Below are 24,779 nucleotides of genomic sequence, written 5' to 3'. Positions count from 1 at the left end.
GCGTAATCTCTGTTAGCGATTATCGCATTTCCGCCGCAAGAAACTGGCTGTTTTCGGTCATCAGCATAAACTGGTTAGCTGTCCGAAAGCAGCGAGTTTTCCGGTTGAGCTTGCGCGACCATGCCGTTTATTTGCTGGAGATGATGATGTTTGATCCTGAAATTGCTTACCAGGCGCTAACCTCGCGCGATAGTCGCTTTGACGGGCTGTTTTTTGTCGGCGTAACGTCAACCGGCATTTATTGCCGACCGATCTGTCCGGTGAAAGCACCGATGCAGAAGAACTGCCTGTTTTTCAGCAGCGCAGAAGCCGCCGAGAAAGCGCATTTTCGACCATGCTTACGCTGTCGCCCGGAACTGGCGCCCGGTTTTGCGCCGGTGGATAGTCATCATCGCATTGCCGATCGTTTGATCCGCCGTATTGAAGAGGGCTTGCTGGAAGAGCAGGAGACGCTCGCAGAGATCGCCAGCGAGTTCAACCTCAGCGAACGTCAATTACGGCGTGTGGTGCAGCAGGAGCTCGGTGTTTCGCCCTTAGAATTGCGTCAGACGCGCCGTATGCTGCTCGCTAAGCAGCTTCTGACGGAAACCTCGCTACCGGTAACGGAAATTGCCTACGCCAGCGGCTTCCGTAGTCTGAGACGTTTTAATGATGTGTTTCAGGCGCGCTACCGCATGACACCTTCCCGCCTGCGCAAGCAGAGTCAGCCCGATTCTACTACTTCGGTGCAGGAAAGCGCCGAACTGCGCCTCAGTTATCGGCCGCCTTACGATTGGGATGCGATGCTCGATTTCCTGCAGCAGCGCGTAATGAAAGAGGTGGAATGGGTCAACGACGGCCTGTATCACCGCACCGTGGCGCTGGGCGGCTGTCGCGGTTGGGTGCGCGTGAGCCATCTCGCAGAGAAACAGTCATTGAACGTGCAATTCACGACTTCGCTAACGCCGGTACTGCCCGCCCTGTTACGTCGTCTGCGCGATCTGTTTGATTTGGATGCGCAGCCACAGCGCATAGCAGAGCACCTCAGCCACGATGCGCTGCTGGCGGAGAGTTTATCGCGCTTTCCCGGTTTACGCGTTCCTGGTGCGTTTGACGGCTTCGAGCTAGGTGTTCGGGCGATACTCGGCCAACAAGTGACGGTGAAAGCCGCAACGACGCTGAGTAGTCGCATGGCACAACGCTTTGGCGAACCGCTGGCAACGCCGTGGCCAGAGCTGTCTCGTCTGCCGCCCAATGCCGAGGCGCTGGCGGCGGCAAGCATTGATGATATCGCTAGCCTTGGGATTGTGAGTGCGCGTTCTCATGCTATTCAGGCATTGGCGCAGGCGTGTACTTCTGGTGCCTTGCGCTTTAACGGAGCGGTGAATCCTGATGTGGTTCAGCAGCAGTTGCTGGCGCTGAAAGGGATTGGGCCGTGGACGGCGAGTTATATTGCGATGCGCGCGCTGCGTTGGCCTGATGCGTTTCCCAAAGAGGACATTGCGATTCGTAATAATCTCGGCGGCGTGAGTGCCAAAGTGGCGGAGCAGTTATCGCAGGTTTGGCGACCGTGGCGCAGCTATGCGGTGCTGCATATTTGGAAAAGTCTGACGCCGGTTAAGAGCAAGTAAACCGAGTCAACAGCCGAAAGGACCTAACATTTAAAAAACATAGAAAAGCAAAAAGGCGCCTTTAGGGCGCCTTTCTACATAACTGGTGGGTCGTGCAGGATTCGAACCTGCGACCAATTGATTAAAAGTCAACTGCTCTACCAACTGAGCTAACGACCCGCTGGGGGCTTACAACCTGATTTGATGGTGGGTCGTGCAGGATTCGAACCTGCGACCAATTGATTAAAAGTCAACTGCTCTACCAACTGAGCTAACGACCCATCAAGGTTGTGAAGCTTACTGAAGAAATCATCTCACTAACAACGGGTTGAGATGGTGGGTCGTGCAGGATTCGAACCTGCGACCAATTGATTAAAAGTCAACTGCTCTACCAACTGAGCTAACGACCCATCTTCAGTGCTGCCGATACTTGTTAAGATATGTCCCGGCAACGGCGGCATATATTACTGATTTAGCGGGGCGGCGCAACCCTTATTTATCACCAAATCACTCAATCGCTTACCTTTCATGCTGCAAGACCAGAAATCACACGAAATCCGGTCTTTTATGCACAAATTACAACCCGGCAAGGCGTTTTTGCGCCTGCTTAGCAGAATCACTATTTGGGAATTGTTTGATCACCTGTTGGAAGACCGCTTTGGCTTTCGCCGTGTCGTTCTTCTCTTGCATGATCACGCCAACCTTAAACAGCGCTTCCGGGGCTTTTGGCGATTTCGCATAATTTTTTACCACAGTGGCAAAATAATAGGCCGAATCGTCTTTTTTACCCTTGTTGTAAAACAGCTGACCGAGCCAGTAATTGGCATTCGGCTGATAGGTAGAATCAGGATATTTCTTCACCCAAGCCTGCAGGGCTGTAATGGCCTGATCGTACTGCTTCTTCTCCAGAATCAATGCAACCGCAGCATTGTAATCCGTGTTGGCGTCGCCGGTTTGAGCTGGCGCTGCCGCACTGGCATTATCGCTGCTAGCGCTATTCGCAGCTGCTGCGCCTGCCGCCGCATCTGCACTACCGCTCGCCTGCGCACCATTACTGCCGGAGCTTAGGCTATCGATCTGCTGATAGAGCTGTTTCTGGCGCTCAACAACCTGGTTAAGCTGATAGCTGTTTTGCTGGATTTGCCCGCGCAGCGAATCGATATCGCTTTGGTTATCGCTCATCTGCTGCTGCAACTGCTGCAAAAGCTGAGCCTGGGCATTAGAGATACGTTCAAGAGTGGTGACGCGGTCTTCGACCGAGCCTGAGCCAACGCTACTGATTGACGCCTGGGCATTAGCGGCCCAGGGGGCCGCTAAACCAACCAGTAACGACAGACTCAATAGATGAAGTCTGAAGTTACTCATCATACGATTATCTTAGTAAACCAGTACGGCACGACGGTTTTTAGCGTATGCCGCTTCGTCATGACCCAGTACAGCTGGTTTTTCTTTACCGTAAGAAACGATAGACATCTGGTCAGCAGAAACGCCTTTGCCTTGCAGATACATCTTAACGGCGCTTGCACGACGTTCGCCCAGGGCGATGTTGTATTCTGGGGTACCGCGCTCATCCGCATGACCTTCGATGGTCACTTTGTAAGACGGGTTGCTACGCAGGAATGCAGCGTGCTGATCCAGCATCTGAGCGTAATCAGACTGCACGTCATACTTGTCCAGACCGAAGTAAACGATGTTGTTCTGCTGCAGCTGCTGCATCTGCAGGCGCGCTTGCTCGTCAGAAGACATGTTACCGTTCTGGCCCGCACCAGCACCGTAAGCACCGTCGTTAGCGCCCATACCAGTCTGATCGTTGTTGTTGTTTTTGTGTGAGCTACATGCAGCTACTGCGATAACCGGCAGAGCCAGCATCAAACCCTTCAGCACTTTATTCAGTTGCATTTCTTTATCCTATTATTTTGTTTGCCATACATTTTAATCCCCCGCCGTGCAGGGGACCTATGCATCACAGATACGGCGACCAGGCAGGGAATTTGACCTGTCCATCAGTTGCCGGAAGACGCGCTTTGAAACGCCCGTCGGTTGAAACCAACTGCAACACGGAACCCATCCCCTGAGTAGAGCTATAGATTACCATTGTGCCGTTTGGCGCCAGACTTGGCGTTTCATCCAGGAACGTATCCGTTATTGTTTGAACGGCTCCCGTTACCAGATCCTGTTTGGCGACGTGCTGCGCGCCACCGGCGCTGCTGATCATCACCATGGTTTTGCCGTCGGTAGACACATCCGCATCCTGGTTTTGCGCACCTTCCCAGGTAATACGTTGTGGCGCACCGCCGTTAACTCCAACTTTATAAATCTGAGGCGCACCGGCCTGATCCGAGGTATAAGCCAACGTCTGGCTGTCCGGGAACCACGTCGGTTCTGTGCTGTTATAACGGCCGTCCGTTACCTGACGCGTCTGGCCAGAAGCCAGATCCATCACATACAGGTTAAGGCTACCGGTTTTCGACAGCGCGAAGGCCAGTTTAGAACCGTCCGGTGAGAAGGCTGGCGCACCGTTGTGGCGCGGATAAGAAGCGACCTGACGAATTGCACCGTTAGACAGCGTCTGAACCACCAGCGCAGATTTACCACTTTCAAAGGTCACGTAAGCCACTTTGCTGCCATCTGGTGACCAGGCTGGCGACATCAATGGCTGCGGTGAACGGTGAACCACAAACTGGTTGTAGCCATCGTAATCCGACACGCGCAACTCATACGGGAACTGACCGCCATTGGTCTGAACCACATATGCAATACGGGTACGGAATGCGCCTTTGATACCGGTCAGCTTCTCGAACACTTCGTCACTGGCGGTGTGCGCGGCATAGCGCAGCCACTGCTTCGTCACTTTGTAAGAGTTCTGCGCCAATACAGTGCCTGGTGCGCCACCGGTATCCACCAGCTGATAGGCAATTTGATAGCTGCCGTCAGCGTTTGGCGTTACCTGGCCCACTACAACCGCATCAATGCCCAAGGCGCTCCATGCAGCAGGCTGGACTTCCTGCGCACTCGCGGGTTGCTGCGGCAGACGGGAACGATCCAGCGGGTTAAATTTGCCGCTGTTACGTAAGTCGGCACCTACAATACCGCCGATATCTTCTGGTGCCGCACCAGGGCCTGCCCATTGGAACGGAACCACACCAATAGGACGTGCGGTGTTAACGCCCTGCGTAATTTCAATACGTACTTCTGCATGGAGCATAGCTGCCCACAGCAGTACAAAAAAACCTAAGGTTACACGAAGTGCCTGCTTCATCTTATCTCCCTTACCTGAACCAGAGGTTCATGATAATTCGCACAGTTCCTGAAAAACACGAGTACTCATAGAGTACGGCAAGCTAACCATAGTTCAACCTGCCATACGTTACTGCATTATTCCGGTTTGAAACGCATAGGTGCGTTTTTAAACACTTCATACACTGCCTGAGAAGGCGGTTTAGGAATACGAGCCTGCTTCGCAGCAGCGATAGCCGCCTGACACAAGGCTGGATCACCACCTTCCGATTTAACATCAATCAGCAAACCATCCGGTGCCAGCTTAATGCGCAGGTTGCACTCTTTACCTTTATACAAATCAGCATCGTAGAAACGGCTCTGAATCGCGCCGACTACTTGCCCCATGTAATTATTGATATCTGCGCCTGACGCTCCGGCCTTCTTCTGATTGCCCTGCCCTGCCGCGCCACCAGAAGCGGTACCGCTTTTCGGTGCATTCTTACCAGAAGACAAACCACCCAACAGATCGTCAACCGCATTTTCGTTCTTAGCCGCTTCAGCAGCGGCTTTTTTTGCATCAGCCGCCGCTTTTGCTTTTGCCTTGGCTGCCGCATCGGCCTTAGCTTTCGCTTCAGCTGCCGCTTTCTCTTTCGCTTCCGCCGCCGCTTGCTCTTTAGCTTCTTTCGCTTCCTGAGCCGCTTTAGCCTTCGCATCGGCAGCGGCCTGGGCTTTCGCTTCAGCGTCCGCTTTGGCTTTCGCTTCGGCGGCGGCTTTTGCCTGCTGCGCCGCTTTCTCTTTTGCCGCTTCAGCAGCAGCAGCCTTCGCTTGCTCTTCCGCTTTTTTCTTCGCGTCAGCCGCAGCTTGTTTAGCCTCTTCTACCGCTTTGGCTTTGGCATCAGCGGCAGCTTTTGCCTGCGCATCCGCTTCTGCTTTGGCATCGGCCTTGGCTTTTGCGGCAGCTGCTTCGGCAGTTTTCTGCTGTTCCTGCGCCTGCTTCGCGGCAGCCTCAGCGGCTTTCTGCTGCTCAGCCTGCTGTTTCGCCTGCTCTTTCGCTTCTTGCTGAGCCTGCAAACGCTCTTTTTCCATCTGTTTCAAGCGTTGCTGCTCGGCGGCCTGTTTCTGCTGTAACTCTTCGGCCTGCTGCTGCGACTGTTTCTGACGCTGCTGCTCGGCACGCTGACTGTCTCTTTGCTGATTCTGCTGGCGGTTATATTGTTCAACCACGGCGCCGGAATCGACCATTACTGCGTCAATATCACTGCCACCGCCACCGCCGCTGGATTCGATTTTCTCGTTAAACGAGCTCCAAATCAGTAAGGCTATCAGCACAATGTGCAGAATCACCGACACGATTATCGCGCGCTTTAACTTGTCGTTCTGCTCGGTTGCCTTCGACACTCTCGGTTCCCAAAAACGGTTGGCTTTAAATCGGCTGCGTCATCAAACCGACAGATTTCACGCCAGCCTGATGCAACAGGTTCAGCGCCTTGATGATTTCGTCGTAAGGGACGTCTTTCGCACCGCCGATCAGAAAGACCGTTTTCGGATTGGCTTCAATCCGGCGCTGCGCTTCACTTACCACCTGTTCCGGCGGCAATTGCGTCATACGATCGTGATCCACCACCAGGCTGTACTGCCCAATGCCCGCCACTTCAACAATCACCGGTGGATTATCATCGGTCGAAACGGTTTTCGAGTCTGTTGCATCCGGCAGGTCCACTTCCACGCTCTGCGTAATAATCGGCGCCGTTGCCATAAAGATGAGCAGCAACACCAACAGCACGTCCAGAAGAGGAACAATGTTGATTTCCGACTTAAGTTCGCGGCGTCCACCGCGACCACGGGTTCTGGCCATCGTTAACCTCGACTTACTTCGTGTTGTCGGTGGAGAAAGCCTGACGATGCAGGATAGCCGTGAACTCTTCCATAAAGTTGTCGTAGCCCTGTTCCAGTTTATTCACGCGCTGGTTCAGACGGTTGTACGCCATAACGGCAGGAATGGCCGCAAACAGACCGATGGCGGTAGCGATCAACGCTTCGGCAATACCGGGTGCAACCATTTGCAGCGTTGCCTGTTTTACCGCCCCGAGGGCGATAAAGGCGTGCATGATCCCCCACACCGTACCAAACAGACCAATATACGGACTGATGGAACCCACGGTGCCAAGGAAAGGAATGTGGTTTTCCAGCGCTTCCAGTTCACGATTCATAGAAATACGCATTGCACGGCTCGCACCCTCCACCACTGCTTCCGGTGCATGGTTATTGGCACGATGCAAGCGCGCAAACTCTTTGAAACCCGAATAGAAAATCTGCTCAGAGCCGCCCAGTTCATCACGGCGCCCCTGGCTTTCCTGATAAAGGCGTGAAAGCTCAATACCCGACCAAAACTTATCTTCAAATGCTTCGGCTTCACGCCCGGCAGCATTCAAAATGCGCGTGCGTTGAATAATGATTGCCCAAGAGGCAATGGAAAAGCCGATCAAAATCAACATGATAAGTTTGACCAGAAGGCTTGCCTTCAGGAACAAATCAAGAACATTCATGTCAGTCACTGCTTGAACTCCGCGACAATAGACTTGGGAAGCGCAATTGGCTTCATTAGATGTGGGTTGATGCAGGCAATCAGGACTTCTGCTTCATTTAGCACTTTGCCTTCTGCATTCACGATACGCTGTGAGAATGTCATGGTTGCACGGGTCATTGCGGTGACTTCTGTTTGAATCTCCAGAAGGTCGTCAAGACGTGCGGCCGCAACAAAATCAATCGTCATGCGTCGTACCACAAAAGCGACCTGCTCTTCCAACAGGACTTGCTGATTGAAATGATGCTGGCGCAGCATTTCGGTACGTGCTCGTTCATAGAAAGCAAGATAACTGGCGTGGTAAACCACACCACCAGCATCGGTGTCTTCGTAATAGACCCGAACCGGCCAGCGAAACAGCGTAGTACTCACTCTACATCCCGGTCTCATTTTAAACGTTGCTACTATACGCAAGAGAGATTGGCTTGGGAATGGTCCGCCAGAGCCAGGAGAAAATAATTATCACAGGTTAACAACTGGAAGGATTTTTAGGATGTTTCTTGACCTGACGCTGACAAAACCTCACGTCAGCGCCTGAAAAAGCAGCATTTTTAAGTCCTGATTCAGAACTTAATGATAGAACCAGACGATACCGATCAGCAGTACCAGCACCGCCGGTAGCGGAGAGAACAGCGCCTGCCAGCGTAAACGCTGCGGACGGAATCCGCTGCCGTGAATAACGCCAGCGCAGACGGCCCAAATCAGCAAAAGTCCATGCCATATCGCTAAATCACTGGTTCGCGCGGCAAAGCGTGAGGGCTGCCAAATAACACAGCCCGCCAGCCACAGCGCAAGGATCAACGAAAGGGCCCGTAACGGGCCCTTGTCCATCAGACGATAGAGTGTCTGAATCACTGCGCGCATCAGGCTTGTTTATCCTTCGCGCTGCTCTCTTCAACATGCTCCAGCGCCAGCGCCGTGATCACACCGAACGCACAGGCCAGCAAGGTGCCAAGAATCCAGGCAAAATACCACATGCTCAATCTCCTTAATCAGTACAGGGAGTGCGTATTGCTCTCAATGTGTTCTTTAGTGATACGGCCAAACATCTTGTAATAACACCAGGCGGTGTACGCCAGGATAATCGGTACAAAGATGATGGCGGCAATGGTCATCACTTTCAGCGTCAGCAGGCTAGACGTGGCATCCCACATGGTCAGGCTGATGCCCGGCACGGTGCTGGAAGGCATGATGAATGGGAACATCGCGATACCAGCGGTCATAATGACGCAGGCCAGTGTCAGTGAAGAGAAGATAAATGCCCAGGCACCTTTCTCCAAACGCGAGCAGAGAACGGTCAGCAGTGGCAGCACGACGCCCAACAGCGGGAACAGCCACAACACCGGCGTCTGCTCAAAATTCACCATCCATGCACCGGCTTCACGCACGACATCTTTACCCAGCGGGTTGGATGCGGCGTGATGATCGATGACGCTTTTCAGTACATAACCGTCAATACCATATTTCACCCACACGCCGGCAAGCACGAAGCACACCATCATTACCAACGCTGAGATCTGTGCGGTACTGCGGGTGCGCAGGTGTAATTCACCGGTTGTACGCATTTGCAGGTACGTGGCCCCTTGCGTCAGGATCATCGCCACACTCACCACACCCGCTAACAGGCCAAACGGATTCAGCAGCTGGAAGAAGTTACCGGTATAGAAGAGGCGCAGATATTCATCGGCATGGAACGGCACGCCTTGCAGCAGGTTACCGAACGCTACACCAATCACCAGCGGCGGCACAAAGCTACCAATGAAGATGCCCCAATCCCACATGCCGCGCCAGCGCATATCCTCAATCTTCGAGCGGTAGTCGAAACCCACCGGGCGGAAGAACAGTGAAGCAAGCACCAGAATCATCGCTACGTAGAAGCCAGAGAAGGCGGCGGCATACACCATCGGCCAGGCCGCGAACAGCGCACCACCGGCGGTGATCAGCCAAACCTGGTTTCCGTCCCAGTGCGGCGCAATGCTGTTAATCATGATACGGCGCTCGGTATCGGTGCGGCCAAGCACACGCGTTAGCATGCCCACGCCCATATCAAAGCCGTCGGTAACCGCAAAACCGATCAGCAACACGCCAATCAGCAGCCACCAGATAAAGCGCAAAACTTCATAGTCAAACATGGTAGCTCTCCTTATCCACGCACCGGCTGAGATGATGATTTCAGCGTTTCATGATGATAGCGGCCGGTTTTCAGGCTGCTTGGACCGAGGCGCGCAAACTTGAACATCAGGTACATTTCCGCCACGAGGAACAAGGTGTAGAGACCGCAAATCAGAATCATCGAGAACAGCAGATCGCCGACGGTCAATGAAGAGTTGGCTACCGCTGTTGGCAGCACCTCACCAATCGCCCATGGCTGACGACCATATTCGGCAACAAACCAACCGGACTCAATTGCAATCCATGGTAGCGGAATGCCGTATAGCGCCGCTTTCATCAGCCAACGAGATTTACCAATACGGTTGCGAATAACGCTCCAGAAGGAGAGAGTGATGATTCCCAGCATCAACACACCGCCCAGCACCATGATGCGGAAGGCGAAGTACAACGGCGCCACACGCGGGATAGAGTCCTGAGTTGCTTTCTGAATTTGCGCTTCAGTAGCGTTAGCCACATCCGAGGTATAGCGTTTTAACAGCAGACCATAACCGAGATCTTGCTTGCTGCCTTCAAACTGGCTACGCACCGCCGGATCTTTGCTACCTGCACGCAATTCGTTCAGCAATGCATAGGCTTTCATGCCGTTACGGATACGCACTTCATGCTGCGCCAAAAGATCTTTCAGCCCAGTAACCGGCGTATCAACTGAACGCGTCGCGATCAGGCCAAGCAGATACGGGATCTGAATGGCATATTTATTTTGCTGTGTGTCCTGATCCGGGATACCAAACAGGGTAAACGCGGCCGGTGCCGGCTGGGTTTCCCACTCCGCTTCAATTGCGGCCAGTTTGGTTTTCTGCACGTCGCCGATTTCATAACCGGATTCATCACCCAGTACGATAACGGACAAAATCGCTGCCATGCCGAAACTTGCTGCGATAGCAAAAGAGCGTTTAGCAAAAGCGATATCACGCCCTTTCAGCAGATACCATGCGCTAATACCAAGAATGAACATGGCTCCGGTGGTGTAGCCCGCAGCTACGGTGTGCACGAATTTCACCTGCGCCACCGGATTGAGGATCAGCTCGGAGAAACTCACCATCTCCATGCGCATGGTTTCGAAATTAAATTCTGATGCGATGGGATTTTGCATCCAGCCGTTCGCCACCAAAATCCACAGCGCCGACATATTCGAACCGAGTGCCACCAACCAGGTCACCGCAAGGTGTTGAACCTTGCCCAGGCGATCCCAGCCGAAGAAAAACAGGCCGACAAAGGTGGATTCGAGGAAGAACGCCATCAAGCCTTCGATGGCCAGCGGCGCACCGAAAATATCGCCGACGTAGTGGGAGTAATATGACCAGTTAGTACCGAACTGAAACTCCATTGTCAGACCGGTAGCCACGCCTAGCGCAAAGTTAATACCAAATAACTTGCCCCAGAACTTGGTCATATCTTTATAAATTTGTTTCCCCGTCAGGACATATACGGTTTCCATGATCGCCAGCAAAAACGCCATACCTAGCGTTAAAGGCACGAACAGGAAATGGTACATCGCCGTTAGGGCAAACTGTAAACGCGACAGCTCGACAATATCTAACATGATGACTCCTTGCTCCTCGCATGAACTCGCTCTGCGGATGACAACGGCAAACAACAGACATTGACGCGCAGAATAAGATTCAGGAACGACTGATTATTGATTCCAGTTTTGTTACTGATAGAACAGAGAAACCTGCTGCCCGAAGAGAGCGAGTAACAGTGACGAAATTCCCTGAAAATCCGATCATTTCAGTCAATTTCGAGCAGGAGTGATATGGGGAGGCGGCAGAATTGATATGACAACGCCTGACACAAACTCCTGAAAAATTATGAAGAAGACTGAATTGATGCAGCGCAATTTATACTGGTTAGGTTGCGCTTTGCCAGCGGTAAAGTTTCCTTTAAGTCGCAAATTATTGATCTGGATTAAGACAATAAATTTCCAAATATGTATTGATAAAGTCGTTGTTAATTAATTGTCAAAACCACAAAATTTAATTAAGAATATAATTACCTTTCCCGCAAATATTTAACCTCATTGCGGGAATCTATCTTTCAACTTTTTGGCTTAAATCCAGCGAATTTTCCCTTCTTTACCTGGATGACAGAGTAAGCATAGCCGCAGTTTTTCAAGTTGTTAGGATTTTTTTCCCTGCGGTTTGATGGGTTATCACATAAAAAAAGCCACCCGAAGGTGGCTCTTTTACATCTGACCGATGACTTATTTAATGGGCAGAACCGCTTTAACCGCATCACCAATATCGGCAAGGCTACGAACGGTTTTCACACCGGCCGCTTCCAGTGCAGCAAACTTCTCATCAGCAGTGCCCTTACCACCGGCAATGATGGCACCTGCGTGACCCATACGCTTGCCTTTCGGTGCAGTTACACCGGCAATGTAGCCCACAACGGGTTTGGTCACGTGTGCTTTGATGTAGGCAGCCGCTTCTTCTTCCGCGCTACCACCGATCTCACCGATCATCACGATCGCTTCGGTCTGTGGATCTTCCTGGAACAGTTTCAGGATGTCGATGAAGTTAGAGCCTGGGATCGGGTCACCACCGATACCGACGCAGGTAGACTGGCCGTAGCCGATGTCCGTAGTCTGCTTAACGGCTTCATAGGTCAGCGTTCCTGAACGCGAGACGATACCTACGCGGCCCGGCTGGTGAATGTGGCCCGGCATAATACCGATCTTACATTCGCCTGGGGTGATCACGCCTGGGCAGTTCGGGCCGATCATACGTACGCCTGCTTCATCCAGCTTCACTTTCACGGTCAGCATATCCAGGGTTGGAATACCTTCAGTGATGGTGATGATCAGCTTGATACCCGCATCGATAGCTTCCAGGATACCGTCTTTGCAGAACGGCGCCGGAACGTAGATCACGGTGGCGGTTGCGCCAGTCGCTTCTACCGCTTCGCGCACGGTGTTGAACACGGGCAGGCCAAGATGCGTGGTGCCGCCTTTGCCTGGCGTGACACCGCCAACCAGCTGCGTACCGTAGGCCAGCGCCTGCTCAGAGTGGAATGTCCCTTGACCACCGGTGAAACCCTGGCAAATGACTTTGGTGTTTTTGTCGATCAAAATGGACATTATTTACCCTCCGCTGCAGCGACAACACGCTGTGCTGCGTCTGTCAGGCTGGTTGCTGCAATGATATTCAGACCGCTGTCCGCCAGTTTCTTAGCGCCCAGCTCGGCGTTGTTACCTTCCAGACGTACCACCACTGGCACGCTCACACCCACTTCTGCTACCGCACCAATGATGCCGTCTGCGATCAAGTCGCAACGCACGATGCCGCCGAAGATGTTAACGAATACCGCTTTAACGGCATCGTCAGACAGGATGATTTTGAAGGCTTCAGTCACGCGCTCTTTGGTTGCGCCGCCGCCAACATCAAGGAAGTTTGCCGGCTCACCACCGTGGTGTTTCACGATGTCCATGGTGCCCATCGCCAGACCGGCGCCGTTCACCATGCAGCCGATGTTGCCATCCAGCGCAACGTAGTTCAGTTCCCACTGTGTTGCGTGCGCTTCACGTGGATCTTCCTGGCTTGGATCGCGCATTTCACGCAGCTCCGGCTGACGGAACAGTGCGTTACCGTCTGCGCCTAATTTACCATCCAGGCAGATCAGGTCGCCCTGCTTGGTGATCACCAGCGGGTTGATCTCAACCATTGCCAGATCGCGCTCGAGGAACATGGTCGCCAGACCCATGAAGATTTTGGTGAACTGGCTGACTTGCTTACCGGTCAGGCCCAGTTTGAATGCCAACTCGCGCCCCTGATACGGCTGAGGACCTGCCAGAGGATCCAGCGCCATCTTGTGGATCAAGTGTGGCGTTTCTTCTGCCACTTTCTCAATCTCAACACCGCCTTCCGTCGAGGCCATGAAGATCACGCGACGGGTTGCACGGTCAACCACCGCGCCCAGATACAGCTCCTGATCGATATCAGTGGCGGCTTCAACCAGAATCTGGTTTACCGGCTGGCCGTGCGCGTCAGTTTGATAGGTCACCAGACGTTTGCCCAGCCAATGCTCAGCGAAAGCACGAATATCTTCTTTACTGTTAACCACTTTCACGCCGCCCGCTTTACCGCGGCCACCGGCATGAACCTGACATTTCACTACCCACGGACCGGCGCCAATTTTAGACGCGGCTTCTTCGGCTTCACGTGGCGTGGTGCAGGCGTAGCCTGTCGGTGCTGGCATGCCATAGCGTGCAAACAGCTGCTTCGCCTGGTATTCATGTAAGTTCATGATGTTCTATCCATTCAGGTAAGATTTTGGGTGCGCCTTTATCACCGCGCACCCGGCGAAATTAGACGTCGAGCAGCAGGCGCGCTGGATCTTCCAGCATCTCTTTCACCGCGACCAGATAGCCAACGGATTCACGACCATCAATCAGACGGTGATCGTAAGAGAGCGCCAGATACATCATTGGCAAAATCACCACCTGACCATTGACCGCCATTGGGCGCTCTTTGATGGCGTGCATGCCCAGAATGGCGCTCTGCGGAGGGTTAATGATTGGCGTGGACATCAGCGAACCAAACACACCACCGTTGGTGATGGTGAAGTTACCGCCGGTCAGCTCTTCAACCGTCAGCTTGCCGTCACGGCCTTTCACTGCCAGCTCTTTAATCTTCTTCTCAATGTCGGCCATGCTCAGCGCATCAACATCTTTCAGCACAGGCGTTACCAAGCCACGCGGGGTAGAAACCGCAATGCTCACATCGAAATAGTTGTGGTAAACCACATCTTCGCCATCAATAGACGCGTTGACTTCCGGGAAGCGTTTCAGCGCTTCAACCACCGCCTTGATGTAGAAGGACATGAAGCCCAGACGCACGCCGTGACGTTTTTCAAACGCATCACCGTACTGCTTACGCAGATCCATGATTGGCTTCATGTTGATTTCGTTGAAAGTGGTCAACATAGCGGTGCTGTTTTTCGCTTCCAGCAGACGCTCGGCCACACGCTTACGCAGACGCGTCATCGGTACGCGTTTTTCGCTGCGGTTAGCCACAGCAGCCTGCGGTGCCGCGGCAGCGGCTGGCGCTGATGCAGCTTTGCCGCCGTCGGCTTTCTTCGCCAAATGTTTTTCCACATCTTCACGCGTCAGACGGCCGCCAACGCCCGTGCCTTTGATCTGGCTGGCATCAAGGTTGTTTTCAGCAATCAGACGGCGTACCGCTGGGCTGAGCGCATCGTTGCTCTCTTCTTCCAGCGAAGCAGTCTGGCGCTGAGCCGGAGTAGACTCGTTGCTTTCTGCTTTTGCCGCTGTCTCTTTCCCGCCGCTGTTGCCCTCTTTCAGGCGACCCAGAATCTGGCGCGAAGTCACGGTAGCCCCTTCCTCTTCCAGCACGGCTTCCAGAATGCCGTCCGCTGAAGCAGGCACTTCCAGCACCACTTTGTCGGTTTCAATTTCAACCAGTACTTCATCGCGGCTCACAGAGTCGCCAGGTTTTTTGTGCCAGGTTGCAACCGTTGCGTCCGCTACGGATTCAGGCAAATCGGGAACGAGAATTTCTACGCTACTCATTTTCTTTCCTTTTTATTAACCAAGGTTCAGCGCGTCATTAACCAGGTCTTGCTGCTGTTTTTGATGTACGGACATGTAGCCCACGGCCGGTGAAGCAGAAGCCGGACGGCCTGCATAACGCAGTGACGCACCAAATGGAACCACTTCGCGGAAATGATGCTGACTGCAATACCATGCGCCCTGATTCAGCGGCTCTTCCTGACACCACACGAAATCCTGCACATGAGCATAGTTTTTCAATACGTCCTGCACGACTTTGTGCGGGAACGGATAGAGCTGTTCGATACGTACGATGGCCACGTCGGTCTGCTCGTTCTTACGGCGCTGCTCCAGCAGATCGTAATAAACCTTGCCCGAACACAGCACCACACGCTTAACCTGCTGCGGATCCAAATCGTCGATCTCACCGATCGCTGGCTGGAAGCTGCCGGTCGCTAACTCTTCCAGCGTGGAAATTGCCAGCGGATGACGCAGCAGAGATTTCGGCGACATCACGATCAGCGGACGGCGCATACCGCGCAACGCCTGACGACGCAGCATGTGGTAAACCTGCGCTGGCGTTGAAGGCACGCACACCTGCATGTTCTGCTCAGCACAGAGTTGCAGATAACGCTCCAGACGCGCCGAGGAGTGCTCAGGGCCCTGGCCTTCATAACCGTGTGGCAGCAACATCACCAGGCCACACATCCGGCCCCATTTCTGCTCGCCGGAGCTGATGAACTGATCGATGACCACCTGTGCACCGTTGGCGAAGTCGCCGAACTGCGCTTCCCAAATGGTGAGCACGCGCGGCTCGGCGGTGGCGTAACCGTATTCGAAGGCCAGTACCGCTTCTTCAGACAGCACGGAATCCCACACTTTAAACTGACCCTGACCGTTATGGACATGGTGCAGCGGCGTGTAGGTTGAGCCGTTAGTCTGATTGTGAATCACCGCATGACGATGGAAGAAGGTGCCGCGACCCGTATCTTCACCGGACAAACGCACCGGAATGCCTTCGTCAACCAGCGTGGCGTAGGCGAGGTTTTCTGCACCGCCCCAGTCGAACGCTTTGTTGCCTTCGGCCATCTCTTTACGATCGTTGTAAATCTTGGCGACGCGTGACTGCACTTCTACCGATTCCGGTACGCTGCTGATGCGGCGCGCCAGTTCCTGCAGGCGTTTCAGTTCCACGGTTGCTGGGTAGCTCTCATCCCACTCGTGGTTGAGATACGGCGACCAGGTGAAGGAATGCAGGCTCATCGGACGCCATTCTGGCACCACGCATTCGCCTTCATCCAGCGCATCGCGGTAGAGATTCACCATTTCGGTGGCATCTTCGCTAGTCGCTACGCCTTCGCTTTCCAGCTGGTCGGCATAGAGTTTACGCGGCGTTGGATGCTTTTTGATTTTCTGGTACATCAACGGCTGAGTGGCACTTGGCTCATCGGCTTCGTTGTGGCCGTGACGGCGATAGCACACCAGATCGATGAAGACATCGCGTTTGAAGGTGTTGCGATAATCCAGCGCCAGGCGAGTGACAAACGCCACCGCTTCTGGATCGTCCGCATTGACGTGGAAAATCGGCGCCAGCACCATCTTGCCGATGTCAGTACAGTACGGCGTAGAGCGCGCATCTTTCGGGTTGGAGGTGGTAAAACCAACCTGGTTGTTGATGACGATGCGAACGGTACCGCCCACTTCGTAACCACGCGCCTGCGACATGTTCAGGGTTTCCTGCACCACGCCCTGGCCGATTACTGCAGCATCACCGTGTATGGTGATAGGCAGAACTTTATTGCTGCTTGGTTCAGCCAGACGATCCAGACGCGCACGCACCGAACCCATGACGACCGGGCTAACGATTTCCAGATGCGACGGGTTGAACGCCAGTGCCAGATGCACCAGGCCGCCTTCGGTTTCCACGTCAGACGAGAAGCCCATGTGGTACTTCACGTCGCCGGTGCCGAGATGTTCTTTGTGCTTGCCGGAGAATTCGTCGAACAGATCCTGCGGTTTTTTACCCAGGACGTTAATCAGCACGTTCAGACGACCGCGGTGCGCCATACCCAGCACCACTTCGCGCGTGCCGCTCTTACCTGCGTGACGAATCATCTCACGCAGCATCGGTACCAGCGCATCGCCACCTTCCAGCGAGAAGCGTTTCGCACCCGGGAATTTGGCACCCAGATATTTTTCCAGGCCTTCTGCCGCGGTCAGCTCTTTCAGGAAACCTTTTTTCTCGTCGCTGCTGAAAGACGCATGGCCCACCACCGATTCCAAACGCTGCTGAATCCAGCGCTTCTCATCGGTGTTGTTAATGTGCATGTACTCTGCACCAATCGAGCCACAATAAGTCTGCTGCAGCGCCGCGAACAGATCGGCCAGCTTCATGGTTTCTTTGCCGATAGCAAAAGAACCTACGTTAAAGCTTTCTTGAAAATCGGCGTCGGTCAGATCGTGATAAGCCGGATCGAGATCCGCTACGGTTTCCTGCTTCCACAGGCCAAGAGGATCGAGGTTTGCATGCTGATGGCCGCGGAAGCGGAACGCATTAATCAGCTGCAGCACTTTAACCTGTTTAGAATTGGTCGCCGGATCGGTCACGGTTGACGTGTAACGCGTAGCGTCTTTTGCCAGGCGGCGGAAGTAATCACGCGTGGTGGAGTGAAATTGCTCAGGTTTCACGCCAGTGCCCGGCAGCTGCTGGAACAGCTCGCGCCACATGTCATCAACTGAGTCAGGATCGGTCAGGAAATCCTCATAGAGTTGCTCTATGTAAGATTGGTTCGCGCCGGCCAGCCAGGAGGAGTCCAGCCAGGGTTTCATCGCGCTGTTCTGCATTGTGATCCCTTAAGCATTAATCTGCTTTTTATGAGGTTTCATTTGTTACCGCTTACGCGGCTTGCCGTAGTGAGTTCAGCGATACGAACCTGTGCGCTACCGGCGCCTGGCTCGTAAGGGAACCTTTATAAGCGTGGTCAGTACCGCGCTTATAGAGGCTTCCGTAAACATCCGGGAACCTCAGTTCCCGGACAGTGACTTACTGTTACGCCCCGCGTTGCAGCAGCATCGACTTAATATGGCCGATAGCGCGCGTTGGGTTTAGGCCTTTCGGGCACACGCTCACACAGTTCATGATGCTGTGACAGCGGAAAACACTGAAAGCATCGTTTAGATTGTCGAGACGCGCATTGGTTTCCGTGTCGCGGCTGTCAATCAGGAAACGGTAAGCGGCCAACAGGCCAGCCGGACCGATGAACTTGTCCGGGTTCCACCAGAACGACGGGCACGAAGTGGAGCAGCAGGCGCAGAGAATACACTCGTACAATCCATCCAGATGCTCACGCTCGGCCGGGCTCTGTAAATGCTCGCGCGCCGGTGGATTTTCCCCATTATTCAATAGGAAAGGTTTAATCTTCTCATACTGTGCGTAGAATTGTCCCATGTCTACCACGAGGTCGCGGATCACCGGCAAACCTGGCAATGGACGGATGACAATTTTCTTCGAACCGTTGCCGAGTGCAGAAATCGGTGTGATGCACGCCAGGCCATTTTTACCGTTCATGTTCAGACCATCTGAACCGCACACGCCTTCACGGCATGAGCGACGGAAAGCCAGCGTCGGATCTTTCTCTTTCAGACGGATCAGCGCATCCAGCAACATCATGTCGCGACCATCTTCCGATTCCAGCGTGTACTCTTGCATACGCGGCTTGGCATCGACTTCCGGGTTATAACGATAGATTGAAAATTCGAGTCTCATGATGATCTCCGCAATTAGTAAGTACGCGCTTTCGGCGGGAAGGCCGCACGCAGTTTCGGTTGCATGTTCACCTCACGGCGCGTCATGCTTTCCGTCTGCGGAACATAGAGACTGTGGCACAGCCAGTTTTCATCATCGCGCTCCGGATAGTCGAAGCGGCTGTGCGCACCACGGCTTTCGGTACGGAAGTTGGCGGCAACAGCTGTGGCGTAAGCGGTTTCCATCAGGTTATCCAGCTCAAGGCACTCGATACGCTGAGTATTGAAATCGGGCGAACGATCATCAAGGCGCGCCGATTTCAGGCGCTCACGAATCACTTTCAGCTCTTCCAGACCTTCACGCATCGCATCACCTTCGCGGAATACCGAGAAGTTGTTCTGCATGCAGCGCTGCAGCGCTTTACGGATTTCGACCGGGTCTTCACCGGTAGTGTTGTTTTCCCAGCGGTTAAAGCGCGCCATCGCTTCATCAATATTTTCTTGCGTGGCCTCGCGCAGCTCGCCCTGCTCTTCAATGCACTCAAGCAGATGCACACCGGCTGCGCGGCCGAACACCACCAGATCGAGCAGCGAGTTACCGCCAAGACGGTTAGCGCCGTGTACCGATACGCAGGCAATTTCGCCGACGGCAAACAGACCCGGAATCACCACATCTTCGCCCTGCTCATTCACGCGCAGCGCCTGACCGGTTACTTTGGTCGGCACGCCGCCCATCATATAGTGGCAAGTTGGGATGACGGGGATCGGTTCTTTAATGGGATCAACGTGGGCAAAGGTACGCGACAGCTCAAGAATACCCGGCAGACGCGACTCCAGCACTTCAGCACCAAGATGATCGAGTTTCAGTTTGATGTGCGGGCCCCATGGGCCGTCGCAACCACGACCTTCACGAATTTCCACCATCATTGAACGTGCAACGACATCACGACCCGCCAAATCTTTGGCGTTCGGTGCATAACGCTCCATGAAGCGTTCACCGTGCTTGTTCAGCAGGTAACCGCCTTCACCACGGCACCCTTCGGTGACCAGCACGCCCGCGCCAGCAATGCCGGTTGGGTGGAACTGCCACATTTCCATATCCTGCACCGGAACGCCTGCGCGCAGCGCCATACCGACACCGTCACCGGTGTTGATGTGTGCGTTGGTGGTGGATTGATAAATACGTCCCGCACCGCCCGTGGCCAGAATGGTGGCTTTGGCTTTGAAGTAGACGGTTTCACCGGTTTCCATGCAGATAGCGGTACAGCCGACAATCGCACCGTCTTCGTTTTTCACCAGATCCAGCGCATACCATTCGGAGAAGATGGTGGTTTTGTTCTTCAGGTTCTGCTGATACAGCGTATGCAGTAAGGCGTGGCCAGTACGGTCGGCAGCCGCAGCGGTACGCGCTGCCTGCTCACCGCCAAAGTTTTTCGACTGGCCACCAAACGGACGCTGATACACGCGGCCGTCATCAAGACGAGAGAATGGTAAACCCATATGTTCCAGCTCCAGAATCGCTTCTGGACCAACATGACACATATATTCGATCGCGTCCTGGTCACCGATATAGTCGGAACCTTTGACGGTGTCATACATGTGCCATTCCCAGTTATCTTCATGGGTATTGCCCAGCGCAACGGTAATACCGCCCTGCGCCGATACGGTATGGGAACGGGTTGGGAAAACTTTGGATAACAGGGCACAAGTCTGGCCCGATTGGGAGATTTGCAGAGCGGCACGCATTCCTGCCCCACCCGCGCCGATCACCACGGCATCAAATTCTCTGACTGGCAAACTCATTTACACACCCCACACTACAACGGTTCCATAAATCGCGTATGACAACAGCGCAACCACAATCACAAACTGCAGCAGCAAACGGGTTGCTACTGGTTTCACGTAGTCAGTCAGCACCTGCCACATCCCAATCCAGCCGTGGATCAGAATCGAGAACAGCGTCAACATGGTGAACACTTTGGTGAAAGCAGAAGAGAAGAAGCCATGCCAGACGTCATACGTCAGCGTGCCTGTCATCACGACAAAACCGAGGATGTAGAGAATGTAGAGCGTAATTAAGATTGCAGCAGCACGCAGTAACAGCCAGTCATGAATACCGTTGCGTCCTAATGCAGAAGCATTGCTTACCATACGAGGACTCCAGCCAAAATTGAGAGCACGACAGTGATAACAAAAGCCGCTTGCGCGGAACGGGTTCCCACCTGCAGGGTTTCTGCCGTCACACCAAAATCAGCCAACATATGACGAATACCGCTCACGGCGTGATACGCCAGCGCAGTTAAAATGCCCCACATGATGAATTTGGCGAAGAAGCTATCCATGATGGATGCCGCTTGCAGGAAACCTTCTGGAGAGGAGAGAGAGAGACCCAGTAACCAGAGCAGAATTCCGAGAGCGACAAAGGTGATCACGCCGGAGACGCGGTGGAGAATGGACGATATTGCAGTAACGGGAAACCGGATCGTCGAGAGATCCAAGTTAACAGGTCTTTGTTTTTTCACGGTTTTGCCCACACAGCTCTTTTTTATTTTGCTTCCTCCGGTCCTGAGTTGCATCAGAGACACAGCGTGTGTTCAGACTGCAACCGCCACCAAAATAGCAACATCCAGTGTTAAATAAAGCGGGTAAAACGCTGGGTGGCTCCTGGTGTCAGGGTGTTCCGGAGACCTGGCCGCAGTATAGGAGGATCACATTCTGATTACAATTCCCCTACAATCTCTTTGGTCACATTTAGGCTGAACAGTGATCATCCTCACGAATTTCACAATTCATACATTTTTAATTATCTGATTTGACAAAAGATCAACATTTCAGTTACAAACAATCGCATTAAAGCCCTATGATGCACAAAAGTTATGGGGATACACTTTCCCCTAAGCTCAAGTTATGTAACATTGCCACTACAAGCAATGCAAAGCATCAGGTTATTGGTTACCAAGAAGTTATGTCGTGACAGGATCTTTAACATCCGCGATGTGCAGCATGTCATGCCCCGACGCCACCGAATGGCCCAAATTCAGCGTTCACACTGTAACCCTGCACGACAAACGTTACCGCAGAGTGATGCTGTGAAGATTGTGGTTTTATGCAATATGAAGGCTATTCTGGTGTCTAAGATCCTTACCTACTAAGGCGCTATGGAGACGAAATAATGACAGATAAAAAAGTGACGCTAACCCTACAAGATAATACTTCTGTTGAACTGGATGTGATGCAAGGCACGCTGGGACAAGATGTTGTTGATGTCCGCGCCCTTGGCTCACAAGGCCTGTTCACCTTCGATCCCGGCTTCACCTCTACGGCGTCATGCGAATCCAAAATCACTTTCATTGATGGTGATGAAGGCATTCTGTTACACCGCGGTTTCCCGATTGACCAGCTGGCAACCCACTCTAATTACCTTGAAGTGTGTTACATTTTGCTGAATGGCGAAGCCCCGACTCAGGCTCAGTTCGAAGAATTCCGCACCATCGTTACCCGCCACACCATGATCCACGAGCAAATCACCCGACTGTTCCACGGCTTCCGCCGCGATTCACATCCAATGGCGGTGATGTGTGGGGTGACTGGCGCGCTGGCCGCGTTTTATCACGACTCTTTAGACGTCAACATTGAGCGTCACCGTGAAATCGCCGCCTTCCGCCTGCTATCGAAAATGCCGACCATGGCAGCGATGTGCTACAAATACTCCATCGGCCAGCCGTTTGTGTATCCACGCAACGACCTCTCTTATGCCGGTAACTTCCTGCACATGATGTTCGCCACGCCGTGCGAAGAGTACAAAGTTAACCCGGTGCTGGAACGCGCCATGGACCGTATTCTGATTCTGCACGCCGACCATGAGCAGAATGCATCAACTTCAACCGTGCGTACCGCAGGCTCTTCCGGCGCGAACCCGTTTGCCTGTATCGCCGCAGGTATCGCTTCACTGTGGGGACCGGCACACGGCGGTGCCAACGAAGCGACGCTGCGCATGCTGGAAGAGATCAGCACCGTTGAGCACATTCCAGAGTTTGTAAAACGTGCGAAAGACAAGAACGATTCGTTCCGTCTGATGGGCTTTGGCCACCGCGTTTATAAGAATTACGATCCGCGTGCCACCGTAATGCGCGACACCTGTCACGAAGTGCTGAACGAGCTGGGGATGAAAGATGACCTGCTGGAAGTGGCGATGGAGCTGGAACATATTGCGCTGAACGACCCGTACTTCATCGAGCGTAAACTCTATCCAAACGTCGATTTCTACTCAGGCATTATCCTGAAAGCGATGGGCATTCCGTCTTCCATGTTTACCGTCATCTTCGCCATGGCGCGCACCGTGGGCTGGATTGCACACTGGAAAGAGATGCACGACGAAGGCATGAAAATTGCCCGTCCGCGTCAGCTGTATACCGGTTACACCGAGCGTCCATTTACCTCGGAGCTGGACAAATAAACAAAAGGCGGCCACATGGCCGCCTTTTTTATTGTGCGCGAGATCGCACCGCTACACCTGGCATCCCGGACACCAATAAAATGGCCGCGATGACAATACCCCCTTCTCAATCACCGCCCCGCAACGCCGACATTTTTTGCCTTGACGATGAAACACCTCAAAGCGAAACGCGGCATCTTCGTGATATTTCTTCATGCTGCCACGCATCTGATAAGACAAACGCGGCACCGCCAGCATCGCTTCACTCAGCGCCGTGAGCTGCTGCTCACTTAAATCCTGCGCACGATGCGACGCCAGCAATCCGGCGTGCCACAAAATCTCCACGCGCAGATAATTGCCCAAGCCGGCGAGAAAAGCCTGATCGAGCAGCAGGCCGCTGAACTGACGACGTCGAAAGCGCGGCGATAACAGGCGCTCGCGCACGTCATCCACGGTTAAGCTGGCATCTAACACATCCGGTCCAACCCGTTGTAAAAAGGGATGTGCCGCTAAGGTATCAGCGTTGAGCAACTCAATGTCTGAGGCGCTGTAGAGCAAAATGGTGTTATCGGCATTGGCGAGCCGCACGCGCAGCTGTCGCGTGGTATTCGGCTGCGTACCGGTTGGCACCACGCGCCAGACGCCGTATAGCTGATTGTGACTGTAGAGTGTCAGGCCGTTTGAGAAGTGCGTTAGCAGCGCTTTGCCGCGCGTTTCAAAAGCGTTGACGGTGGCTCCCATCAGCGCCGGTTCGTAGGTTTTCAGCTCGGGAAAAGCAAACCACACATCGGTGAGTGGCTTGCCTTCCATTGCCTCTGCCAGCTGATCCGCCGCGCGGCGGATCTCCGGTCCCTCTGGCATAACAACTCCTGTTAGTGGGTGGCGCCACCGACGACGCGGATATCATTTTCGGTACTCAAAACCACCTGTAGCGAGGTTTCCAGCGCCTTAATCACGCTGGCGGTTGCCATACTTGCCACACCAGGATGATGCACCGCTTGTTCCGGCATATACGGAATATGAATAAAACCGCCGCGCGCCTTACTGTTCGTGGTGTGAATCCAGTGCAGCAGGCTGTACATCACGTGATTACAGGTAAAGGTCCCGGCGGTTTGCGATACCGAAGCCGGCACCCCCACTTCACGCAAGGCCGCAACCATGGCTTTGATTGGCAGCGTGGAGAAATAGGCCGCCGGGCCATCCGCCACGATGGATTGATCGATTGGCTGCTGCTGGTCGTTGTCCGGAATGCGTGCATCATCAACGTTAATCGCGACGCGTTCAACGGTAATGTCGGATCGTCCCCCCGCCTGACCAACACAGAGCACGCGATCGGGCTGAATCTCTTCCAGCGCGCGCGTCAGCACTTCACCGCAGGTGGCAAACACCACCGGCAGCTGGCGCACCACAATGCGCGCACCAGCAATTTCTTTGCCATCAAAAGAGCGTACAGCCTCCCATGAAGGGTTAATGTTTTCACCGCCAAACGGCTCGAACGCCGTCATTAACACCGTTTTCATTGTGACC

Annotated in this window: 23 protein-coding genes and 3 tRNA genes; 2 read left to right on the top strand and 24 right to left on the bottom strand. The window is 53.6% G+C overall.

The annotated features are described in order from the left end of the window. Positions 1-146 precede the first annotated feature (146 nt). On the top strand, positions 147-1,610 hold the full coding sequence (locus tag ACIP6T_RS01915; RefSeq protein ID WP_400455065.1) for an AlkA N-terminal domain-containing protein: 1,464 nt from the start codon (positions 147-149) through the stop codon (positions 1,608-1,610). An 83-nt stretch (positions 1,611-1,693) separates the two neighbouring features. On the opposite strand, the gene ACIP6T_RS01910 is transcribed toward ACIP6T_RS01915, so the two are convergent. The 22 genes from ACIP6T_RS01910 to sdhC all read right to left on the bottom strand — a co-directional run bounded on the left by ACIP6T_RS01910 (position 1,694) and on the right by sdhC (position 21,393). After that, positions 1,694-1,769, bottom strand: a tRNA-Lys gene (locus tag ACIP6T_RS01910). Positions 1,770-1,794: 25 nt separating this feature from the next. Further along, a tRNA-Lys gene (locus tag ACIP6T_RS01905) sits at positions 1,795-1,870 on the bottom strand. A gap of 53 nt (positions 1,871-1,923) precedes the next feature. Next, a tRNA-Lys gene (locus tag ACIP6T_RS01900) sits at positions 1,924-1,999 on the bottom strand. Between the two features lie 166 nt (positions 2,000-2,165). Beyond that, a complete protein-coding gene (cpoB, locus tag ACIP6T_RS01895) occupies positions 2,166-2,957 on the bottom strand; it encodes a cell division protein CpoB (RefSeq protein WP_097094540.1) in 792 nt (263 codons plus the stop codon). A gap of 9 nt (positions 2,958-2,966) precedes the next feature. Next, a complete protein-coding gene (pal, locus tag ACIP6T_RS01890) occupies positions 2,967-3,488 on the bottom strand; it encodes a peptidoglycan-associated lipoprotein Pal (protein ID WP_097094541.1) in 522 nt (173 codons plus the stop codon). A gap of 64 nt (positions 3,489-3,552) precedes the next feature. Next, positions 3,553-4,848, bottom strand: a complete 1,296-nt coding sequence (tolB, locus tag ACIP6T_RS01885; RefSeq protein ID WP_097094542.1) for a Tol-Pal system beta propeller repeat protein TolB — start codon at positions 4,846-4,848, stop codon at positions 3,553-3,555. Positions 4,849-4,964: 116 nt separating this feature from the next. Continuing rightward, positions 4,965-6,206, bottom strand: coding sequence for a cell envelope integrity protein TolA (gene tolA, locus ACIP6T_RS01880; RefSeq protein WP_345827066.1), 1,242 nt, complete (start codon positions 6,204-6,206; stop codon positions 4,965-4,967). Positions 6,207-6,231: 25 nt separating this feature from the next. Next, positions 6,232-6,663, bottom strand: coding sequence for a colicin uptake protein TolR (gene tolR, locus ACIP6T_RS01875; RefSeq protein WP_097094544.1), 432 nt, complete (start codon positions 6,661-6,663; stop codon positions 6,232-6,234). 13 nt (positions 6,664-6,676) lie between these two features. Further along, the gene (gene tolQ, locus ACIP6T_RS01870; RefSeq protein WP_034829162.1) at positions 6,677-7,363 is read right to left on the bottom strand and encodes a Tol-Pal system protein TolQ; all 687 of its coding nucleotides are present in this window, start codon (positions 7,361-7,363) and stop codon (positions 6,677-6,679) included. Then, the gene (gene ybgC / locus ACIP6T_RS01865) at positions 7,360-7,782 is read right to left on the bottom strand and encodes a tol-pal system-associated acyl-CoA thioesterase (protein ID WP_370659782.1); all 423 of its coding nucleotides are present in this window, start codon (positions 7,780-7,782) and stop codon (positions 7,360-7,362) included. The genes tolQ and ybgC overlap by 4 nt, the downstream gene beginning before the upstream one ends. 180 nt (positions 7,783-7,962) lie before the next feature. Then, positions 7,963-8,256: a cyd operon protein YbgE gene (gene ybgE, locus ACIP6T_RS01860; RefSeq protein WP_345827067.1), complete on the bottom strand. Its 294-nt coding sequence runs from the start codon at positions 8,254-8,256 to the stop codon at positions 7,963-7,965. After that, positions 8,256-8,369: a cytochrome bd-I oxidase subunit CydX gene (gene cydX / locus ACIP6T_RS01855; RefSeq protein ID WP_097094547.1), complete on the bottom strand. Its 114-nt coding sequence runs from the start codon at positions 8,367-8,369 to the stop codon at positions 8,256-8,258. Before cydX ends, ybgE begins: the two co-directional genes overlap by 1 nt. A gap of 15 nt (positions 8,370-8,384) precedes the next feature. Then, positions 8,385-9,524, bottom strand: a complete 1,140-nt coding sequence (cydB, locus tag ACIP6T_RS01850) for a cytochrome d ubiquinol oxidase subunit II (protein ID WP_097094548.1) — start codon at positions 9,522-9,524, stop codon at positions 8,385-8,387. An 11-nt stretch (positions 9,525-9,535) separates the two neighbouring features. Beyond that, a complete protein-coding gene (cydA, locus tag ACIP6T_RS01845) occupies positions 9,536-11,107 on the bottom strand; it encodes a cytochrome ubiquinol oxidase subunit I (RefSeq protein ID WP_097094549.1) in 1,572 nt (523 codons plus the stop codon). A gap of 660 nt (positions 11,108-11,767) precedes the next feature. After that, complete coding sequence (gene sucD / locus ACIP6T_RS01840) at positions 11,768-12,643, bottom strand: succinate--CoA ligase subunit alpha (RefSeq protein ID WP_101763214.1); 876 nt, start codon at positions 12,641-12,643, stop codon at positions 11,768-11,770. Then, positions 12,643-13,809 carry an ADP-forming succinate--CoA ligase subunit beta gene (gene sucC, locus ACIP6T_RS01835; RefSeq protein WP_345827068.1) on the bottom strand — a complete coding sequence of 389 codons (1,167 nt, stop codon included), beginning with the start codon at positions 13,807-13,809 and terminating at the stop codon, positions 12,643-12,645. The genes sucD and sucC overlap by 1 nt, the downstream gene beginning before the upstream one ends. A gap of 61 nt (positions 13,810-13,870) precedes the next feature. Then, positions 13,871-15,094, bottom strand: a complete 1,224-nt coding sequence (odhB, locus tag ACIP6T_RS01830; protein ID WP_097094550.1) for a 2-oxoglutarate dehydrogenase complex dihydrolipoyllysine-residue succinyltransferase — start codon at positions 15,092-15,094, stop codon at positions 13,871-13,873. Positions 15,095-15,109: 15 nt separating this feature from the next. Continuing rightward, positions 15,110-17,917 (bottom strand): 2-oxoglutarate dehydrogenase E1 component, encoded by a 2,808-nt coding sequence (sucA, locus tag ACIP6T_RS01825; protein WP_400455058.1) that lies wholly within the window; start codon positions 17,915-17,917, stop codon positions 15,110-15,112. 205 nt (positions 17,918-18,122) lie between these two features. Beyond that, positions 18,123-18,839: a succinate dehydrogenase iron-sulfur subunit gene (locus ACIP6T_RS01820; RefSeq protein ID WP_097094552.1), complete on the bottom strand. Its 717-nt coding sequence runs from the start codon at positions 18,837-18,839 to the stop codon at positions 18,123-18,125. A gap of 14 nt (positions 18,840-18,853) precedes the next feature. Further along, positions 18,854-20,620 carry a succinate dehydrogenase flavoprotein subunit gene (gene sdhA / locus ACIP6T_RS01815; RefSeq protein WP_097094553.1) on the bottom strand — a complete coding sequence of 589 codons (1,767 nt, stop codon included), beginning with the start codon at positions 20,618-20,620 and terminating at the stop codon, positions 18,854-18,856. Further along, positions 20,621-20,968, bottom strand: coding sequence for a succinate dehydrogenase membrane anchor subunit (gene sdhD / locus ACIP6T_RS01810; protein WP_049850912.1), 348 nt, complete (start codon positions 20,966-20,968; stop codon positions 20,621-20,623). Beyond that, entirely contained in the window at positions 20,962-21,393 is a 432-nt protein-coding gene (sdhC, locus tag ACIP6T_RS01805; protein WP_176519120.1) for a succinate dehydrogenase cytochrome b556 subunit, read from the bottom strand. Before sdhC ends, sdhD begins: the two co-directional genes overlap by 7 nt. Before the next feature lie 596 nt (positions 21,394-21,989). Here sdhC and ACIP6T_RS01800 point away from each other — a divergent pair. Continuing rightward, the gene (locus ACIP6T_RS01800) at positions 21,990-23,273 is read left to right on the top strand and encodes a citrate synthase (RefSeq protein WP_345827070.1); all 1,284 of its coding nucleotides are present in this window, start codon (positions 21,990-21,992) and stop codon (positions 23,271-23,273) included. A gap of 51 nt (positions 23,274-23,324) precedes the next feature. Here ACIP6T_RS01800 and nei read toward each other — a convergent pair whose 3' ends face one another. After that, complete coding sequence (nei, locus tag ACIP6T_RS01795) at positions 23,325-24,113, bottom strand: endonuclease VIII (RefSeq protein ID WP_345827071.1); 789 nt, start codon at positions 24,111-24,113, stop codon at positions 23,325-23,327. Positions 24,114-24,124: 11 nt separating this feature from the next. After that, positions 24,125-24,772, bottom strand: a complete 648-nt coding sequence (gene pcp / locus ACIP6T_RS01790; RefSeq protein ID WP_345827072.1) for a pyroglutamyl-peptidase I — start codon at positions 24,770-24,772, stop codon at positions 24,125-24,127. Positions 24,773-24,779: the final 7 nt, after the last annotated feature.

The sequence above is a fragment of the Pantoea sp. NPDC088449 genome, from assembly GCF_044753225.1.
GTDB classification, from domain to species: domain Bacteria; phylum Pseudomonadota; class Gammaproteobacteria; order Enterobacterales; family Enterobacteriaceae; genus Pantoea; species Pantoea floridensis.
Note: the sequence above shows the minus strand (reverse complement) of the source record. Positions and strands in the feature narration are given on the sequence as shown.

Coding starts and splice junctions, on each gene's coding strand:
- ACIP6T_RS01915 (WP_400455065.1), top strand. CDS start 147: ATGTTTGATCCTGAAATTGCTTACCAGGCGCTAACCTCGCGCGATAGT.
- cpoB (WP_097094540.1), bottom strand. CDS start 2,957: ATGATGAGTAACTTCAGACTTCATCTATTGAGTCTGTCGTTACTGGTT.
- pal (WP_097094541.1), bottom strand. CDS start 3,488: ATGCAACTGAATAAAGTGCTGAAGGGTTTGATGCTGGCTCTGCCGGTT.
- tolB (WP_097094542.1), bottom strand. CDS start 4,848: ATGAAGCAGGCACTTCGTGTAACCTTAGGTTTTTTTGTACTGCTGTGG.
- tolR (WP_097094544.1), bottom strand. CDS start 6,663: ATGGCCAGAACCCGTGGTCGCGGTGGACGCCGCGAACTTAAGTCGGAA.
- ybgC (WP_370659782.1), bottom strand. CDS start 7,782: ATGAGACCGGGATGTAGAGTGAGTACTACGCTGTTTCGCTGGCCGGTT.
- ybgE (WP_345827067.1), bottom strand. CDS start 8,256: ATGCGCGCAGTGATTCAGACACTCTATCGTCTGATGGACAAGGGCCCG.
- cydX (WP_097094547.1), bottom strand. CDS start 8,369: ATGTGGTATTTTGCCTGGATTCTTGGCACCTTGCTGGCCTGTGCGTTC.
- cydB (WP_097094548.1), bottom strand. CDS start 9,524: ATGTTTGACTATGAAGTTTTGCGCTTTATCTGGTGGCTGCTGATTGGC.
- cydA (WP_097094549.1), bottom strand. CDS start 11,107: ATGTTAGATATTGTCGAGCTGTCGCGTTTACAGTTTGCCCTAACGGCG.
- sucD (WP_101763214.1), bottom strand. CDS start 12,643: ATGTCCATTTTGATCGACAAAAACACCAAAGTCATTTGCCAGGGTTTC.
- sucC (WP_345827068.1), bottom strand. CDS start 13,809: ATGAACTTACATGAATACCAGGCGAAGCAGCTGTTTGCACGCTATGGC.
- odhB (WP_097094550.1), bottom strand. CDS start 15,094: ATGAGTAGCGTAGAAATTCTCGTTCCCGATTTGCCTGAATCCGTAGCG.
- sucA (WP_400455058.1), bottom strand. CDS start 17,917: ATGCAGAACAGCGCGATGAAACCCTGGCTGGACTCCTCCTGGCTGGCC.
- ACIP6T_RS01820 (WP_097094552.1), bottom strand. CDS start 18,839: ATGAGACTCGAATTTTCAATCTATCGTTATAACCCGGAAGTCGATGCC.
- sdhA (WP_097094553.1), bottom strand. CDS start 20,620: ATGAGTTTGCCAGTCAGAGAATTTGATGCCGTGGTGATCGGCGCGGGT.
- sdhD (WP_049850912.1), bottom strand. CDS start 20,968: ATGGTAAGCAATGCTTCTGCATTAGGACGCAACGGTATTCATGACTGG.
- sdhC (WP_176519120.1), bottom strand. CDS start 21,393: ATGCAACTCAGGACCGGAGGAAGCAAAATAAAAAAGAGCTGTGTGGGC.
- ACIP6T_RS01800 (WP_345827070.1), top strand. CDS start 21,990: ATGACAGATAAAAAAGTGACGCTAACCCTACAAGATAATACTTCTGTT.
- nei (WP_345827071.1), bottom strand. CDS start 24,113: ATGCCAGAGGGACCGGAGATCCGCCGCGCGGCGGATCAGCTGGCAGAG.
- pcp (WP_345827072.1), bottom strand. CDS start 24,772: ATGAAAACGGTGTTAATGACGGCGTTCGAGCCGTTTGGCGGTGAAAAC.